This is a genomic window from uncultured Lamprocystis sp., assembly GCF_903933125.1.
Taxonomy (GTDB): domain Bacteria; phylum Pseudomonadota; class Gammaproteobacteria; order Chromatiales; family Chromatiaceae; genus Thiodictyon.
In genome coordinates this window covers 23935-39243 of record NZ_CAIZIZ010000096.1, presented here as the reverse complement: position 1 = coordinate 39243, position 15309 = coordinate 23935, and the positions used below count along the sequence as shown (strand labels likewise).

Genomic DNA, 15309 nt, shown 5'->3' with positions numbered 1-15309 from the left:
GGTGCGCCGCACCAGTTGGGCGGCGGCGAATTTCGTCAACTCAACCGCAGACCCGGACGCCCTCGTTATTTCCCGCCAGGATTGGCAACGCGTGCTGAATCAACTGGCCTCGACTCCCTGAAATGGCCAAAGTCGAGTCTACGCCGTCATCTGTATCGTCGCGGGGTGGCGCCATTTCACGACGCCGGAGGCCCGGTGGGAATTGGTGACGGTGCAGGCGCTGAACTGGTTTGCACTGATCGTCGCCACCTATATTCTATACAATGCGGGGGTGCAGGGTGTCCTTAACACCAACGCCTCTGGGCTCGTCATGCTGACCCTGTTGGCACTCGGCACCTTCATGGCCGGATTGCAGGCGCGGGTCTGGCGGATCTGCGGGTTGGGCGCGGTGCTGTTCCTTGCCGTGCCTGCCATCGGGTGGCTCGAGCAGTCGATCATGCTTCTGGTGGGCGCCACACTGGTGATCATCGCCATCGCCGGCCTGACCTGGTGGTTGGGCCAACGGCGTAACCGCGCTTTGCAGACTTGAGCGTTTGCATAAGTCGGGGGGGATATTCCTGGTAAGCGCCTGAAGCGTCGTTTTTGCACAAAGAGTACTGTGTCATCTGGGGCCTTCGTACTGGGGCGCTCGGCCAAACCCGGTCACGACGCGAGCGGATTGCCGTCGATCAGCGCCACTGGCTGCTCGGCGCCTATGCCTGGGGCTGGCGTTTTGAATCGCGGCTGACGACCTTCGGCGATCAGGCCATGACCATCCGGCGCGACCTCTTCGCCGCCGTCGGCGGCTTCCCCGAGTGGAACTGGCCCGCCGCGTGCGCCGGTGCAGCCGCGTCGCCAAGCTGCCGAGCCCGGTGACCAACGCCTGATCACGCGCGAACAGCGCGGATTCGACCGACGATTTCTGTAGAATGGCCAGGCGCAAGGTGTCGGTCCGCGCCACGGTCGGGTCGCCGCGGGCCGATGCGTTGAGAATCAAGGCCCAACACCAGACCGGGCGCTGGGGCGTTCGGTACTGCTCGGGAGAGACGCCGGTGCAGAGAGTCGAGTTATCGTCAATCGAGACGCGTGCGGCAACGCGCGGCGAAAGCCCGTTGGATGCGGTCATCGAAGCGCTGTGCCGCCAGGGCTGCCGTCAGGTCCGATCGAGCATGGCGCGTTTGGAACAGGGCGAAGATCTGCCCGAGACCAGCGGTCTGACGGCCACCGCCCGACTGGAAGTCCTCGCCGAACTGCGCGCGATCATGGCCGTCTACGGCGAGACGTGCCGCATTGACTGATCGTTACAGCGATTTGTGTCATACACTGAACCCCGCTCCGTTTCGCCCTCGCCACTGCCCGCGATACCCACTCAAGCAGGACCGCTTCACCGATGCAGACTATCACCGAGACCATCAGCCAAGAGCTCAACGCCCGCGCTTCCCAGGTGGAGGCGGCCATTCGGCTGCTGGACGAGGGTGCAACCGTGCCCTTCATTGCCCGTTACCGCAAGGAGGCCACCGACGGTCTCGATGATACCCAGCTCCGTCATCTGGAAGAACGGCTGGGCTATCTGCGGGAGCTCAACGAGCGGCGGACCGCGGTCATCGCCAGTATCGAGGAGCAGGGCAAACTCACCGCCGCGCTGCGTGCGGACCTCGAGGGCGCGGACACCAAGCAGCGTCTGGAAGATCTCTATCTGCCCTATAAACCCAAGCGCCGCACCAAGGCCCAGATTGCCCGTGAAGCGGGGCTGGAACCGCTGGCCGACGGCTTGCTCGCTGATCCCACCCAGGACCCGGCGACGCAGGCTGAGCGCTATGTGGACGCCGGCAAGGGCGTGGCTGATGGCGCCGCGGCGCTCGAAGGGGCGCGGCAGATCCTGATGGAGCGCTTCGCCGAGGACCCCGAGTTGACCGGTCGCCTGCGGGATCGCCTATGGGAGGAGGGCGTGCTGGTGTCGAAGGTGGTTGTCGGCAAGGAGCAGGAGGGCAACAAGTTCTCCGACTATTTCGATTATCGCGAAGCAATCGCCAAGGTCCCGTCCCATCGGGCGCTCGCCCTGTTTCGCGGGCGCAATCAAGGCGTGCTGAATCTCGATCTGGTGCCGGGCGAGGACGAGGACCCGGACGCCCCCTTCCGCGCCATGGTCGCCGCCCGCTTCGGCATCCGCTCCCAAGGCCGGACGGCGGACGACTGGCTCATCGAGACGGTGCGCAAGACCTGGCGGATCAAACTCCTGACCCGCCTCGATCTGGACCTCAAAGGCCGGGTGCTGGAGGCCGCCGAAGAGGAGGCGATCCGCGTCTTCGGCCTGAATCTCAAGGCCCTGCTCCTCGCCGCGCCGGCCGGGCGGCTGCCGACCCTGGGCCTGGACCCGGGGCTGCGGACCGGGGTCAAGGTGGCCATCGTCGATGCGACCGGGCGGGTGGCCGCCACCGACACCATTTATCCACATCAGCCCCGCAATCAGTGGGATGCCTCGATCGCCACCTTGGCCAAGCTGTGCCAGGCGCATCAGGTCAAACTCATCAGCATCGGCAACGGTACTGCTTCGCGTGAGACCGACAAGCTCACCCGCGAACTGATCAAGGCGCACCCCGAGTTGGGCTTGCGCTCACTGGTGGTGAGCGAGGCCGGTGCCTCGGTCTACTCGGCCTCGGAATTCGCTTCCAAAGAACTGCCGGGCATGGACGTATCGCTGCGTGGTGCCGTCTCCATCGCGCGCCGTCTCCAGGACCCCTTGGCCGAGTTGGTCAAGATCGACCCCAAGGCCATTGGTGTCGGTCAGTATCAGCATGACGTCAATCAGCCCCGCCTGGCGCGCGCCCTGGAGTCGGTGGTGGAGGACTGCGTGAACGCGGTCGGCGTGGATCTCAACACCGCTTCGGTCCCCTTGCTGGCGCAGGTCTCGGGGCTCAACAAGGGCCTGGCCGAGCACATCGTCGCCTTCCGCGAGGCCAACGGCGCCTTCCCCAACCGCAAGAAGCTGATGGCCGTGCCGCGCTTCGGTGACAAGGCCTTCCAGCAGAGTGCCGGTTTCCTGCGCGTGCCGGACAGCGACGAGCCGCTGGACGCCTCCGCCGTCCATCCCGAGGCTTATCCGGTGGTGCGGCGCATCTGCGAGCGCGCGGGCAAGGGCATCCGCGAGCTGATCGGTGACACCGCGACCTTACGCCGGCTGGATGCCGGGGAATTCACCGACGAGCGCTTCGGCCTGCCGACGGTGCAGGACATCCTGAGCGAACTGCAGAAGCCCGGCCGCGACCCGCGTCCCGAGTTCAAGGCGGCGGTGTTCCGGGAGGGGGTCGAGACGCTGAAAGACCTGCAACCCGAGATGATCCTGGAGGGCACGGTCACCAACGTCACCAACTTCGGTGCCTTCGTCGATATCGGCGTCCACCAGGACGGCCTGGTTCACATTTCCATGCTCGCCGACCATTTCGTCAAGGACCCCCATCAGGTCGTCAAGTCCGGCGACCTGGTGAAGGTCAAGGTCCTGGAAGTGGATATTCCGCGCAAGCGCATCGCCCTGACCATGCGGCTGGGTGAGCCGGCGGAGCGGCGGGCCGGCGAGCCCGGCCGCGAACGGACCGAACGTCCGGAGCGCGGGGCCCCGCGCGGCCAGCCGCCGCGCCAACAAGACCAGTCCCGACGCGCGGGCGGCGACCGACGGCCGGCGCCCCAGCGCCAGCCCGCGGAGCAGCCGGTTCCCGCGGGCGGTGCGCTGGCCGCGGCCTTTGAGAAGGCACGCAAGGGGTAGGGCGCAATGTAGCCTTCATACCTGATATCCAGACAGACCCTTGGTCTAGGGGTGGGTTTAAAACCCGACCCGATCGTTCGGATATCACGTCCGAAAGCTATAGCGCAGCGCAGGACATGCGGTTTTCCGCATCCGGCGGTTGAGCCGGCGGGCCGGCGGACGGCCGGCTGAATACTTCCGCCGGACGGTGGTTGATGCGCGACCAACGGGGATTTCCCCGCCTTTGGCTGGAATGTTACCGTCCGCTCTCTCAAAGTGTGACGCTGATCACAGTTTTGCACGCATCGGCAACGCCATGCAGACTGTTTACCCAAGGAACCTCGGTATGTCCAAGATCCCTCGACGACTGCGCCTGTTCCCCGCCGTGCTGGCGCTTGGCAGCGGCCTGCTGGCCGCCGCCGCACCCGACCCCATTGCGCCTGCCGGCGGCGGGGCGGGCATCACCGCTCTCGCGGTGCCGCTGATCCAACCGGCCGCACCGCTGGCCAGCGCGGTGACCGCTCCAGCCGCCCCGGCCCAGGCGCGCATCCAGGCCGACTACGGCAAGCTGCCTTATACCTTCGAGGCCAACGGCGGCCAGGCCGATGCCGCGGTCAAGTTCCTCGCTCGCGGCCCCGGCTACAGCCTGTTCCTGACGCCCGGTGAGGCGGTGCTGTCACTGCACACCAGCCAACCGAACCCGGCGCCGCGGCACCGGCCCGGCGCCCGTCCGGACCCGCTGCCCGTGCCGACGTCGGCCGCCGTGCCGGAGCCGACCGCCGCGGCGACGCCCCCGGCAGTGCTGCGCCTGAGCCTGATCGGCGCCAATCCCGACCCGGTCATGCGCGGCGAGGAGGCTCTGCCGGGCAAGGTCAACTACCTGCGCGGCAAGGACCCCGCGGCCTGGCGCACCGGCCTGTCCACCTATGCCAAGGTGCGCTACGAAGGCGTCTATCCCGGCGTCGATCTGGTCTATTACGGCACCCAGGGGCAACTGGAGTATGACCTGGTGCTGGCCCCGGGGGCGGACCCGACGGTCATCCGGCTGGCCTTCGAGGGCGCAGATCGGATGACATTGGATGACACCGGCAATCTGGTGCTGACCCTGGGTGAGCAGCAGATCGTCCAGCACAGCCCGCGGGTTTATCAGGAGACCAACGGGGAGCGGACGCTGGTTCCGACCCGCTATGTGCTGGCGGACAACCGGCAGGTGAGTCTGGCGATCGGTGACTATGACGCCGAGCGGGCGCTGGTGATTGATCCGGTGTTGGTGTATTCCACCTACCTGGGTGGCGGCGGCTACGACTTTGGCGAAGGCATTGCCGTAGACGGCGCCGGGAATGCCTACTTGGCCGGATATACCTCCTCCACCGACTTCCCGACCCGCCAGGCCCTGCAGCCTGGCCTCGGCGGCGGATTTTACGATGCCTTTGTCGCCAAGCTCAGTGCCGATGGCGCCACGCTCGTCTACGCGACCTACCTCGGCGGCAGCGAAGACGATCGAGGCTATAGTATCGCCTATAGTATCGCCGTGGACGGCGCCGGGAATGCCTACCTGACGGGAGTGACCTCCTCCACCGACTTCCCGACCCACCAGGCCCTGCAACCGGAACACGGCGGAGGATGGTCCGATGCCTTTGTTGCCAAGCTCAGTGCCGATGGCGCCACGCTGGTCTACGCCACCTACCTCGGTGGCGGCGGCTCCGAATCCGGCTTTGACATCGCCGTGGACGGCGCCGGGAATGCCTATCTGACGGGATATACCCGCTCAACCGACTTCCCGACCCGTAACGCCCTGCAGCCTGAGATCGGTAACGGAGGCATCGATGGTGCTGATGCCTTTGTTGCCAAGCTTAGTGCTGATGGGGCCACGCTGGTTTACTCGACCTACCTCGGCGGCAGCGGCTCGGATGTTGGGTACGACATCGCCGTGGACGGCGTCGGGAATGCCTACGTGACGGGGGGTACCAGCAACAGCGACTTCCCGACCCGCCTGGCCCTGCAGCCTGGCTTCGGCGGCGGATACAAAGATGCCTTTGTCGCTAAGCTCAGTGTCGATGGTGGCACGCTGGTCTATTCCAGCTACCTCGGCGGCAACTGGGACGACGAGGGCACTGGTATCGCCGTGGACGGCGCAGGGAATGCCTACCTGACGGGATATACCGACTCCAGCGACTTCCCGACCCGCCAGGCTCTGCAGCCTGACCGCGGCGGAGCCCGCGATGTCTTTGTTGCCAAAGTCAGTGCCGATGGCGCCACGCTGCTCTACACCACCTACCTCGGTGGCAGAAGCTCCGACTTCAGCACTGACATCGCCGTGGACGGCGCCGGGAACGCCTTCGTGACCGGATCTACCCAGTCCCGCGACTTCCGGACGCACTATGCCTTGCAGCCTCATCATGGCGGCGGAAACTACGATGGCTTTGTCGCCAAGCTCAGTGCCGATGGCGCCGCGCTGGTCTACGCGACCTTCCTGGGTGGTGACGGCACCGAAAGTGGCAGTAGCATCGCTGTGGATGGCGCCGGGAATGCCTACGTGACCGGATGGACCGACTCCATCGACTTCCCGACCCGCCAGGCCGTGCAGCCGGACTACGCCGGGTCAGTATTCCAAAGTGATGCCTTTGTCGCCAAGATCGGGGATGCACCCCTGGCGGCATTAGCCTGGCTCGCGGCCGTCGGCGACCTCAGTGGCAACGGCACCCAGCACCTCGCGGTCTTGTTCAAGGATGCGGCCACTGGGACCCTAACCGGTCAGGTCTGGGATGTCGCTAACGGTGCAGCGCGACACACCATCGACTTCGATCCCGCCTATGCCCCGCTTGATCTGGTGGTTATCCCCGACCAGAACGCCAACGGCGCCCCGGAGCTAGCCTCGCTGGGCCGCCATGCCGCGAACGGCAGCGTCCAGGTCGAGGTGCGCGACAGCCTGACCGGCGAGCGGCTGAGCGCGGTCGCTTTCAACTCCGCCTTCGTGCCCCAGCGGCTGGCGGTACTGCCCGATCGCAACGGCAATGGCGCGGCGGAACTGGCGGTGCTTGGCATCAAGACGACGACCGGCGGGATCGCCGCCGAGATCAAGGACGCCGCCACCGGTGCCGGACTGGGCCAGGTGTTCTTCGCCAAGGCGTTCCGCCACGTGGACTTCGCCACGGTCGCCGACGCCGACGGCAATGGCGCCGCGGAACTCGCCGTACTGGGGGTCAATGCCGCCGGTCAGCCACGGGTCGAACTGCGTGACAGCGCCAGCGCGGCCCTGGTCAAAGTCCTGTGGTCCCCGAAATGGACCACCCCGCTCGGCCTGGCCGAGCTGCCGGACGCCAACGGCAACGGGACGCCGGAAGTGGCGGTGCTGGGACGCAGCGGATCGGCCGTCCTGGTCAAGACCGCGGATACGGGCACCGGTGACCAACTCGGGTTCGTCTACTACAACCCGAACTTCACGCCGCACCAACTGGCCGCGCTGCCCGATCTCAATGCCAATGGCGCGGCCGAACTGGCGGTGTTGAGCGGCGACGCCGTGGGTCACCTCAAGACCGAGCTGCGCGATGCCGTCACCGGTGCGCTGGTGCGTAACCTCTGGTTTGATCACCTCGCCCCGCTGGACCTGGCGGTGCTGCCCGACCTGAACGGCAACGGCAGTCCGGAGATCGCCGTGCTCGGCGTGACGACAGCGGGTGGGATCCAGGTCCTGATCAAGGACACCGCGACCCAGGCGGTGATCAGCCGGCTGGACTTCTAGCCCCTTGTGGCGCCGGCTTCCAGCCGGCGCGCATCCGTCGGGTGCGGTGATGAACGCGCATTGGCGGCAAATTCTGCAAGCCGTTGCCTGGTGCATGATGCGGTTCGTGCCTCACCGCACCCGACGACCGGCGATAGTTGAAGCCACATAACGTTCTTCGAGATCACTTCAAAGGAGCTTTGATATGTTCGACATCCTGCCACGACTGCGTTTGATCCCCGCCGTGCTGGCGCTCGGCAGCGGCCTGCTGGCCGCCGCCGCACCCGACCCCGTCCCGCCCGGCCTCGCGGCGCCGCTGATCCAACCAGCCTCACCGTCGGCCAGCGGGGCGGCCGCCTCAACCACCCCGGCCCAGGCGAACATCCAGGCCGACTACGGCAAGCTGCCCTACACCTTCGAGGCCAACGGCGGGCAGGCCGATGCGGCGGTCAAGTTCCTCGCCCGCGGTCCCGGCTATAGCCTGTTTCTGACGCCCGGCGAGGCGGTGCTTTCACTGCACACCAAACAGCCGCAGCCAGCGCCGCGGCCCGGCATCCGGTCGGCGTCCGAACCCGGCCCGACGCCGGCCGCGGTGCCGGAACCGACCGCCGCGGCGACACCCCCGGCGGTGCTGCGCTTGAGCCTGGTCGGTGCCAATCCCGAGCCGACCATGCGCGGCGAGGCCGCCCTGCCGGGCAAGGTCAACTACCTGCGCGGCAAGAACCCCGCGGCCTGGCGGACCGGCCTGTCGACCTATGCCAAGGTCCGCTACGAAGGGGTCTATCCCGGCGTCGATCTGGTCTATTACGGCACCCAGGGCAACTGGAGTATGACCTGGTGCTGGCCCCGGGGGCGGACCCCAAGGTGATCCGGCTCGCCTTCGCGGGCGCGGATCGGATGCGGCTGGATGACACCGGCAGCCTGGTGCTGACCCTGGGTGAGCAGCAGGTCATCCAGCACAGCCCACGGGTCTATCAAGAGACCAACGGGGAGCGCACGCTGGTTCCGACGCACTATGTGCTGGCGGACAATCGGGAGGTGAGTCTGGCCATCGGTGACTATGACGCCAAGCGGGCGTTGGTGATCGATCCGGTGTTGGTGTACTCCACCTACCTCGGTGGCAGCAGCCACGACACTGGCTACGACATCGCCGTGGACGGTGCGGGGAATGCCTACCTGACGGGATTGACCTACTCCACGGACTTTCCGACCCGCCAGGCCCTGCAACCTGACGGTGAAGGATCCGACGACGTCTTTGTCGCCAAGCTCAGCGCCGATGGCGCCGCGCTGGTCTACTCCACGTACCTTGGCGGCGGCGCCGGGTATGGGATCGCGGTGGACGGCGCCGGAAATGCCTACGTGACAGGAGCGGTCGGGTGGTACGACGACTTTCCGACACGTAACGCCCTGCAACCGGCCTCCGGCGGCGAAAGCGACGCCTTTGTCGCGAAGCTCAGTGCCGATGGCGCTACGCTGGTCTACTCCACTTACCTTGGCGGCCTCAGATATGACTGGGGCAAGGACATTGCCGTGGACAGCGCAGGCAATGCTTGGGTCACCGGACGCACCGCATCCGGGAACTTCCCGACACGGAACGCCCTGCAACCTGTCTTTGGCAGCAGCAAGGGCGGCCCGGACGCGTTCGTGGCGAAGATCAGTGCCGATGGCGCCACGCTGATCTACTCGACCTATCTTGGCGGCCTCGACGACGATTACGGCAATGGCATCGCCGTTGACGACCGGGACGATGTCTATGTGACGGGAATTACCCAAGTATATAGGAATGATGCCAGCACGTTCCCGATACGCAATGCGCTGCAACCGACATTCGGCGGATACCAGGACGCGTTCGTGACGAAGCTGAGTGCCGATGGCTCTACGCTGATCTACTCGACTTACCTCGGAGGTAACGGCGGGGATGAGGGCCTGAGCATCGCCGTGGACGGCGCCGGGAATGCCTACGTGACGGGGTCGACCTGGGCCAGAGACTTCCCGACACGCCAGGCCCTGCAAACAGCCTACGGCGGCGAAACTGACGCCTTTATCGCGAAGCTCAGTGCCGCTGGCGCGACGCTGGTCTATGCGACCTACCTCGGTGGCAGCGGCTCCGACACAGGAACTGGCATCGCCGTGGACAGCGCCGGCCATGCGTACGTGACCGGATGGACCTACTCCATCGATTTCCCGACACGCGACGTCCTGCAACCGGGCAGCGGCGGAAACGGTGATGCCTTTGTGGCGAAGTTCAGTGCCGACGGTGCCGCACTGCTCTATTCCACCTATCTCGGCGGAAGCAACGGCGAAGGTGCTGGCGGCATCGCCGTGAACGGGCTTGGCAATGCTTACGTGACAGGATCGACTGGCTCTACCGACTTCCCGACCCGCAAGCCTCTGCGACCGACCTACAGAGGCGAGGGTGATGTCTATATCGCCAAGATCTCGGAAGGTAAGTCCGCACCGGTCATGGCACCTCTGCGTGTCCTGTCGCTTGGCGATGTCTCCGGCGACGGCATCCCGGACATCGCGGTCGTATTGAAGGAGGGGCCGGCCGGGGACCTCAGCGTTCGCATCATGGATGCTGTCGGCGGGGCGTCGATCCGGACCTTCCGGTGCGACCCGGGCTATGTACTGATCGACCTTGCCGTGGTGCCCGACCAGAATGGCAATGGTGCCCCGGAATTGGCCCTGCTCGGCCGCAAAGCAGCAACCTCCGACATGCAGGTCGAGGTCCACGACACGCTCAGCGGCGACCGGCTCCATGCGATCGTCTTCGATCTCGGCGACCGCACGCCTAAACGCCTGGCGGTGTTGGCTGATCCTGACGGGGGTACGGCGCAATTGGCGGTGCTTGCGGCGACCTCAAATCCTGGTTACGCCGCGGTGCAGATCCGGGATGCCCGCACCGGTGCCTGGGTTGGGGATGTGCAATTCGACCCGGACTACGATTATCGCGGCTTCGCCGTGGTCGCGGATGTGAACGGCAACGGCGCGCCCGAGCTCGCCATGCTTGGGATTAAAAAAACGTTTTTTGAAACTGGTAAGAATAAGGTCGAGCTGCGCGACAGCCGCAGCGGGCTGCTGGTCAGGGATCTGTGGTCGCAGACGGGCGCCAACCCGCTGGATCTGGTCGAGGTGCCGGACGCCGCCGGGGTCGGCCCCTCGGACGTCGCGGTGCTGGAGCAGAGAGGCACCAATGTCGTGGTGAAGACGACGGATACGGGCACTGCCGCCGAAGTCGGGTTCGTCTACTACAACCCGAACTTCATGCATCACCAACTCACCGCGCTGCCCGACCTCGACGGCAACGGCGTGGCCGAGGTGGCGCTGCTGGGCCGCAACGCCGAGGGTCAGACCAAGACCGAGCTGCGCGATGTCGTCACCGGTACCCTGGTGCGCAACCTCTGGTTTGAGGGGCTCGCGCCGGCCGACCTGGCGGTTCTGCCCGACCTGAACGGCAACGGCAGCCCGGAAGTCGCGGTGCTCGGCACGACGCCGACGGGTCGGGTCCGCGTACTGATCCAGGATGTCGGGACCAAGGCGCTGGTGAGCAGGTTGACCTTCTAGCAGCCTGTCGGGCTTAGGGTCGCGCGGTGCTCCCACGCAAACACCGAAGCGTTTGCGAGGACCGACAGCCCCAGAGTTCACGTAGCGCTATCACTCTTGGCCAGTGTGGCCTGTCGGGTCCAACGTCCGACAGGCTACGAGGCGGACGCTTTGCGCGTCTCGTAATCATGGGTTGATCATGGTCCCGGCCACACGCCGCTGTGGGTCGGAGTGTGTCGTCAAACCCTCGTACCCGCCTCCACCGCCGAGGTCGGACTGCCGGCCGGGACCTTGAACCTAGAAAGAGCAGTGGCACCACAAAGACACAAAGGACACAAAAAGAATTTCAATGTGTTGCGTTGAAATGGCGGATCACCAGTCAGGTGAGGCGCATCATGACAATAACCCATTGTCTTTCTTTGTGATCTTTGTGCCTTTGTGGTGCGAACTGCCGAATTTAGGTTGAAGAACCCGGAACGCTGGCATTGCTCACAATGCCGGTTCATACCGCAGCGTGAGATAAAAAGCCCGCCCCGGCTGGTTATAGAAGGCGGCGGTTTCGTAGTCCTGGTCAAAGACGTTCTTCAACCGGCCCTGGAGGCGCAGGCTGGCGGTGAAGGCGTATTCGGCGCGCAGGTCCAGCAGGGTATAGGGGTCGAGTGTGTAGACGTTGGCCAGGTCGTCGTAACTGCGCCCGGCGGCGAACAGGGTGGCGCCCAGTGACCAGCGCGCGAAGCGTCGGTCCAGGTCGAGTTGGCCCTGCTGCTGCGGGCGGCGTGGCAGGAGGTTGCCGTCGTCCGCGCCGGCGGAGCGGTTGCGCGGGTCCAGCAGGGTGAGGCTGAACCCCAGGTCCCAGTCCTGCATCGCCGCGTTGGCGCTGAGTTCCAGCCCCTGGATCTCGGCTTGGGCGATGTTGTTGGCGCCCTGGGTGAAGGCGTCGAAGGCGATCATCTGGTCCAGTTCGGTGCGATAGAGATTGAGCCCCCAGCGTCCATCGACCCAGGATTCCGGCAGGGCTCCGTCGAACCCCAGTTCCAGGCTGTTGGATTCCTCGGGGTCCAGATCGGGATTGCCGAAGTAGGGGTAGTAGAGTTCGTTGAAGGTCGGGGCCTTGAAGGCGGTGCCGTAGGAGACCGATGTTTGCAGGGTTGGTGCGAAGCGGTAGCCCAGGGCGGCGCTGCCGGTGGTGTAGCTGCCGAACTGCTCATTGTCGTCCTGGCGCAGGCTCAGATTGATGGTCGCGGCCCGCCATTCACCCTGGTATTCGCCGAAGACGCCGGTGTCCGCGCGGGAGTCCTCGGCATAGGTGACGCTGCTGTCGATGCGGTCGCGCTGGTAATCGACCCCGAGGCTGACGAGGTGGCCGGCGTGGATGCTGATGTCGTTCTGCCACGTCAGGCTGTCACGCTGGGTGTCGAAGTCACCGGCGGGCACCTGCTCGACCTCGACGTCACTGTAGTCCGCCGTGTATTTATCCAGGCTGTAGCCGGCGGCTAGGGTGACCACCCAGGGAGTGAAGGGCACCAGGCGGGTGCGGGCGCCGAAGACCTGCTGGGCGCTGCGCGAGCGGTTACCGGAGAAGATCGTACCGTCGAAGTCCGTGGTGTTGTTGGCGCCCAGGTAGCTCAGGTCGATCTCGGCGCGTTCGCTGAAGCGGTAGCCCAGGCGGGCGCTGCCGCCCAGTTGGGTGGCGCCGTCGCGATCCGGTTCGACCACGCCGCAGCCGGCGAAGGGGGCGATCTGACCGTAGCAGGCGTTGAATCCGTCGGTCTGCGCGAAGTCGCCGCTGACGTTGAACCAGGCGTGATCCCCGCCGCCGGAAAGGCCGCCGGAGATGGCGGCGGTGTTGAATGACCCACCGGTGACCGTCACTCTTGGCGTCAAGTCGCCGCCGCCGCGGCGGGTGAAGATCTGGATCACGCCGCCAATCGCCTTTGAGCCGTACAGGCTGGAGCGAGGTCCGCGCACCACCTCGATCCGCTCGATCTGCTGGGTGGGCAGGTCGGCCCAGGGGGAGGTCCCGAGGGTGGCCGAGCCGACTTTGACACCGTCGACCAGGACCAACACGCTGTCCGAATTGGTCCCGCGCAGGTAGACGGAGGCAACGCCGCCGCTGGTGGAGACGGTGACACCCGGCAGACCGCGCAGGGCATCCGGAACCGAGCGGAATTGACGTTTTTCGATCGTCGCGCGGTCTACCACCGAAACGGAGGCGAGGGTGCGGTCGGCGCGCTCGGGGGTGCGGGTGGCGGTGACCACCACCGGGTCCAGGGTGGTCTGCGGTTCCGGCTCGCTCTCGGCCAGGGCAGAGAGCGCGAACGGCAGCCCGAGGGCGGCCGCCAAGAGAGAGTGCTTCAAGGTACGACTCCAGGACAACGAAAATGGCCCGCGCACACCCGCGGGGGCCGATGCCAACATGGAAGGATCGTGGAGGCGCAATGGACAGGGCAGGGCAGACGCCGTGCGGACGGCGACCTGACGTCCCGGTCGGCCGCACCCCGCGACCCCGGTGATGATCGTCCGGCCGGTCTCCGGGCTCACGAGTGGGAGAGGGTCTCCCCGGTGCGGCGCCTTCCCGTGTGTAGACACAGTGGCATCGTGCCGAACCTCGACTCGTTTACCGTTGCGGGGGCAGCGCCGGGCTGGCGCCCTGACGCGAGGGCGCTCACCGGCTTCCCGTTTAACCCGTGAGGCGAAGGCCCGCGGGGCACCGGAAGATCAAGGGACCGCACTCTAGGGCGTGACCCCCGAGCCGTCAATCACCGCCACCGCACGGCGCGAGTCCGCGCGCCGGCCTGGCGATCCGGGTTGATTTGTTCGCGCCAGCCCTGACCGTCCGGATCATTGACGGATTAACATGCATTTCGTGTCGGACCTGCGCTACTCTAGTCCACAAACCGAGCCACCACCGACCGAGGTCCCCATGATCGACACTGCCGCCAAGATCGAGCCCGCCGCCGATCTCACCCATCGCATCGGTACCCGCCTGCGTCAGGCCAGGCATGACCTGGGGCTCTCATTGAGCGAACTGGCGGAGCGTACCGGCTGCTACTCCAAGTCGCGGATCAGTAATTACGAGCAAGGATTGCGCCGCATGGGCCTCGAAGAGTCCGCCATCCTCGCGTCAGCCTTGGGCACCGTTACGCCCACGTGGCTGCTCTGTCTGGATGACGATCCACCTTGCGAGCCGGAGGAGGCCGACCTGATTGCCCGTTATCGTGCGACGGACGACGAGGGCCGCGCCCGTCTGCGCGAACTGGCGCAATCCCTGCCTGCCGCGAAGGCCAAGCGCGCCAAGAAGACGGCTTGAGTTGGTAGGGTCCGCTGCGCGGACCAACCAATTAGGCAATGCGGACCAACGGTGCTACAGATACCAGACCGGTATCGCCGAGACAGTTGTGGAGAGCGGTACATCCGTCTCCTTGAGGCAGAGTACCGCACCCTCGCCGATGCGCCGCCCGGTTTTGTCCAGGACGCCGAAATCGCCCGCGGTGTGTCGGCTGGGGGTCGCCGTCTTTTTTTATTTCGACCGGGTAGAGGGTGTCGTCCTGCTCGATCAGCAGATCGATGCCTTCACGGTTTTCTGATCGACATCCACATCGCGCGCCAGATCGGCGAAATTGACCAACTGCACGGTCCTGGCCGCGGCTGCCCGCACGCAACGCTGAAAAGCCGAAGCGTCGCCGACCCGGGCGAGACTGCGGACATCCCGTTCGATGTAGGTCTGGAGATAGGAACGATAGAAGATGTCCCGCGGCGTGTCAGGATCCAGTGCGATCCGCGGGAAGGTGCCGCGCCAGATCGCGTGATAGAGTTCCATCAGGGTTGGCGGCGGACCGGCCCGCTCCCGCGCCGATGGACTCCAGGCGGCCGCGGAAGTCATAGGTGTAGCCGATGTGGAAGGCGTCGCGGACACGCAGCGTCTTGATCCGGTCAGCATTATCGTGGGTGTAGTGGAGCGCGGGTGCGCCCTCCCGCTCCACCCGGTTCAACCGCCCCAGGTCATCGTAGCCGTAGACCAGGCTCCCGGCGCCGTCACGCATCTCCACCAGCCGGCCGCGTTCATCCAGGTCGCGGGTCACGATCGTGCCGTCCGCGAGGTGCATTGCGATCTCGGCGCAGCCGACAATTCCAAGTTTGGGCGGCATCGCGCGACCCGTGGTGGATGCGGCGCGCGCGACCGCCGTGCCGGGTCCCTGACAGAGCGGCGCGCCTTATCCGCCCTACAACGGGGCCGATTTCGTCGGGCGGATCAGCGTAGCGCATCCACCATCAGCCTGAGTCGAGCGAGAGCGAAACCCGGCGTTGGCGCTATACTCTCGCCATC

The 15309-nt window shown here is 65.9% G+C and carries 11 protein-coding genes and 1 riboswitch; of the genes, 8 read left to right on the top strand and 3 right to left on the bottom strand.

Features of this window, described 5'->3' with window-relative positions; all coding sequences use genetic code 11:
- Window positions 1-205 precede the first annotated feature (205 nt).
- From QZY03_RS04260 to QZY03_RS04230, 7 genes are all read left to right on the top strand, one after another.
- Window positions 206-529, top strand: a complete 324-nt coding sequence (locus QZY03_RS04260) for a hypothetical protein (RefSeq protein WP_295578521.1) — start codon at window positions 206-208, stop codon at window positions 527-529.
- Between the two features lie 53 nt (window positions 530-582).
- Complete coding sequence (locus QZY03_RS04255; RefSeq protein ID WP_295578519.1) at window positions 583-855, top strand: hypothetical protein; 273 nt, start codon at window positions 583-585, stop codon at window positions 853-855.
- A 53-nt stretch (window positions 856-908) separates the two neighbouring features.
- Window positions 909-1277: a hypothetical protein gene (locus tag QZY03_RS04250; protein WP_295578518.1), complete on the top strand. Its 369-nt coding sequence runs from the start codon at window positions 909-911 to the stop codon at window positions 1275-1277.
- Window positions 1278-1369: 92 nt separating this feature from the next.
- The gene (locus QZY03_RS04245) at window positions 1370-3739 is read left to right on the top strand and encodes a Tex family protein (RefSeq protein ID WP_295578517.1); all 2370 of its coding nucleotides are present in this window, start codon (window positions 1370-1372) and stop codon (window positions 3737-3739) included.
- Window positions 3740-4064: 325 nt separating this feature from the next.
- Entirely contained in the window at window positions 4065-7460 is a 3396-nt protein-coding gene (locus QZY03_RS04240) for an SBBP repeat-containing protein (RefSeq protein WP_295578516.1), read from the top strand.
- Window positions 7461-7644: 184 nt separating this feature from the next.
- On the top strand, window positions 7645-8307 hold the full coding sequence (locus QZY03_RS04235) for a hypothetical protein (RefSeq protein WP_295578515.1): 663 nt from the start codon (window positions 7645-7647) through the stop codon (window positions 8305-8307).
- The gene (locus QZY03_RS04230; RefSeq protein WP_295578514.1) at window positions 8304-11003 is read left to right on the top strand and encodes an SBBP repeat-containing protein; all 2700 of its coding nucleotides are present in this window, start codon (window positions 8304-8306) and stop codon (window positions 11001-11003) included. The genes QZY03_RS04235 and QZY03_RS04230 overlap by 4 nt, the downstream gene beginning before the upstream one ends.
- Before the next feature lie 468 nt (window positions 11004-11471).
- Here the strand turns inward: QZY03_RS04230 and btuB are convergent, their stop codons facing one another.
- A complete protein-coding gene (btuB, locus tag QZY03_RS04225; protein ID WP_295578512.1) occupies window positions 11472-13340 on the bottom strand; it encodes a TonB-dependent vitamin B12 receptor in 1869 nt (622 codons plus the stop codon).
- 146 nt (window positions 13341-13486) lie between these two features.
- A riboswitch (cobalamin riboswitch) is annotated at window positions 13487-13712 on the bottom strand.
- A 193-nt stretch (window positions 13713-13905) separates the two neighbouring features.
- On the opposite strand from btuB, the gene QZY03_RS04220 reads away from it, so the two are divergent.
- Window positions 13906-14292: a helix-turn-helix transcriptional regulator gene (locus tag QZY03_RS04220; protein ID WP_295578511.1), complete on the top strand. Its 387-nt coding sequence runs from the start codon at window positions 13906-13908 to the stop codon at window positions 14290-14292.
- Between the two features lie 246 nt (window positions 14293-14538).
- On the opposite strand, the gene QZY03_RS04215 is transcribed toward QZY03_RS04220, so the two are convergent.
- Window positions 14539-14802 carry a hypothetical protein gene (locus QZY03_RS04215; protein ID WP_295578510.1) on the bottom strand — a complete coding sequence of 88 codons (264 nt, stop codon included), beginning with the start codon at window positions 14800-14802 and terminating at the stop codon, window positions 14539-14541.
- Window positions 14744-15130, bottom strand: coding sequence for a hypothetical protein (locus QZY03_RS04210; RefSeq protein ID WP_295578509.1), 387 nt, complete (start codon window positions 15128-15130; stop codon window positions 14744-14746). Before QZY03_RS04210 ends, QZY03_RS04215 begins: the two co-directional genes overlap by 59 nt.
- Between the last annotated feature and the right edge of the window lie 179 nt (window positions 15131-15309).

What these genes read in the sequence shown, in the direction of transcription:
- QZY03_RS04250 (WP_295578518.1), top strand. Translation starts at nt 909, where the DNA reads ATGGCCAGGCGCAAGGTGTCGGTCCGCGCCACGGTCGGGTCGCCGCGG.
- QZY03_RS04245 (WP_295578517.1), top strand. Translation starts at nt 1,370, where the DNA reads ATGCAGACTATCACCGAGACCATCAGCCAAGAGCTCAACGCCCGCGCT.
- QZY03_RS04240 (WP_295578516.1), top strand. Translation starts at nt 4,065, where the DNA reads ATGTCCAAGATCCCTCGACGACTGCGCCTGTTCCCCGCCGTGCTGGCG.
- QZY03_RS04235 (WP_295578515.1), top strand. Translation starts at nt 7,645, where the DNA reads ATGTTCGACATCCTGCCACGACTGCGTTTGATCCCCGCCGTGCTGGCG.
- QZY03_RS04220 (WP_295578511.1), top strand. Translation starts at nt 13,906, where the DNA reads ATGATCGACACTGCCGCCAAGATCGAGCCCGCCGCCGATCTCACCCAT.
- QZY03_RS04215 (WP_295578510.1), bottom strand. Translation starts at nt 14,802, where the DNA reads ATGGAACTCTATCACGCGATCTGGCGCGGCACCTTCCCGCGGATCGCA.
- QZY03_RS04210 (WP_295578509.1), bottom strand. Translation starts at nt 15,130, where the DNA reads ATGCCGCCCAAACTTGGAATTGTCGGCTGCGCCGAGATCGCAATGCAC.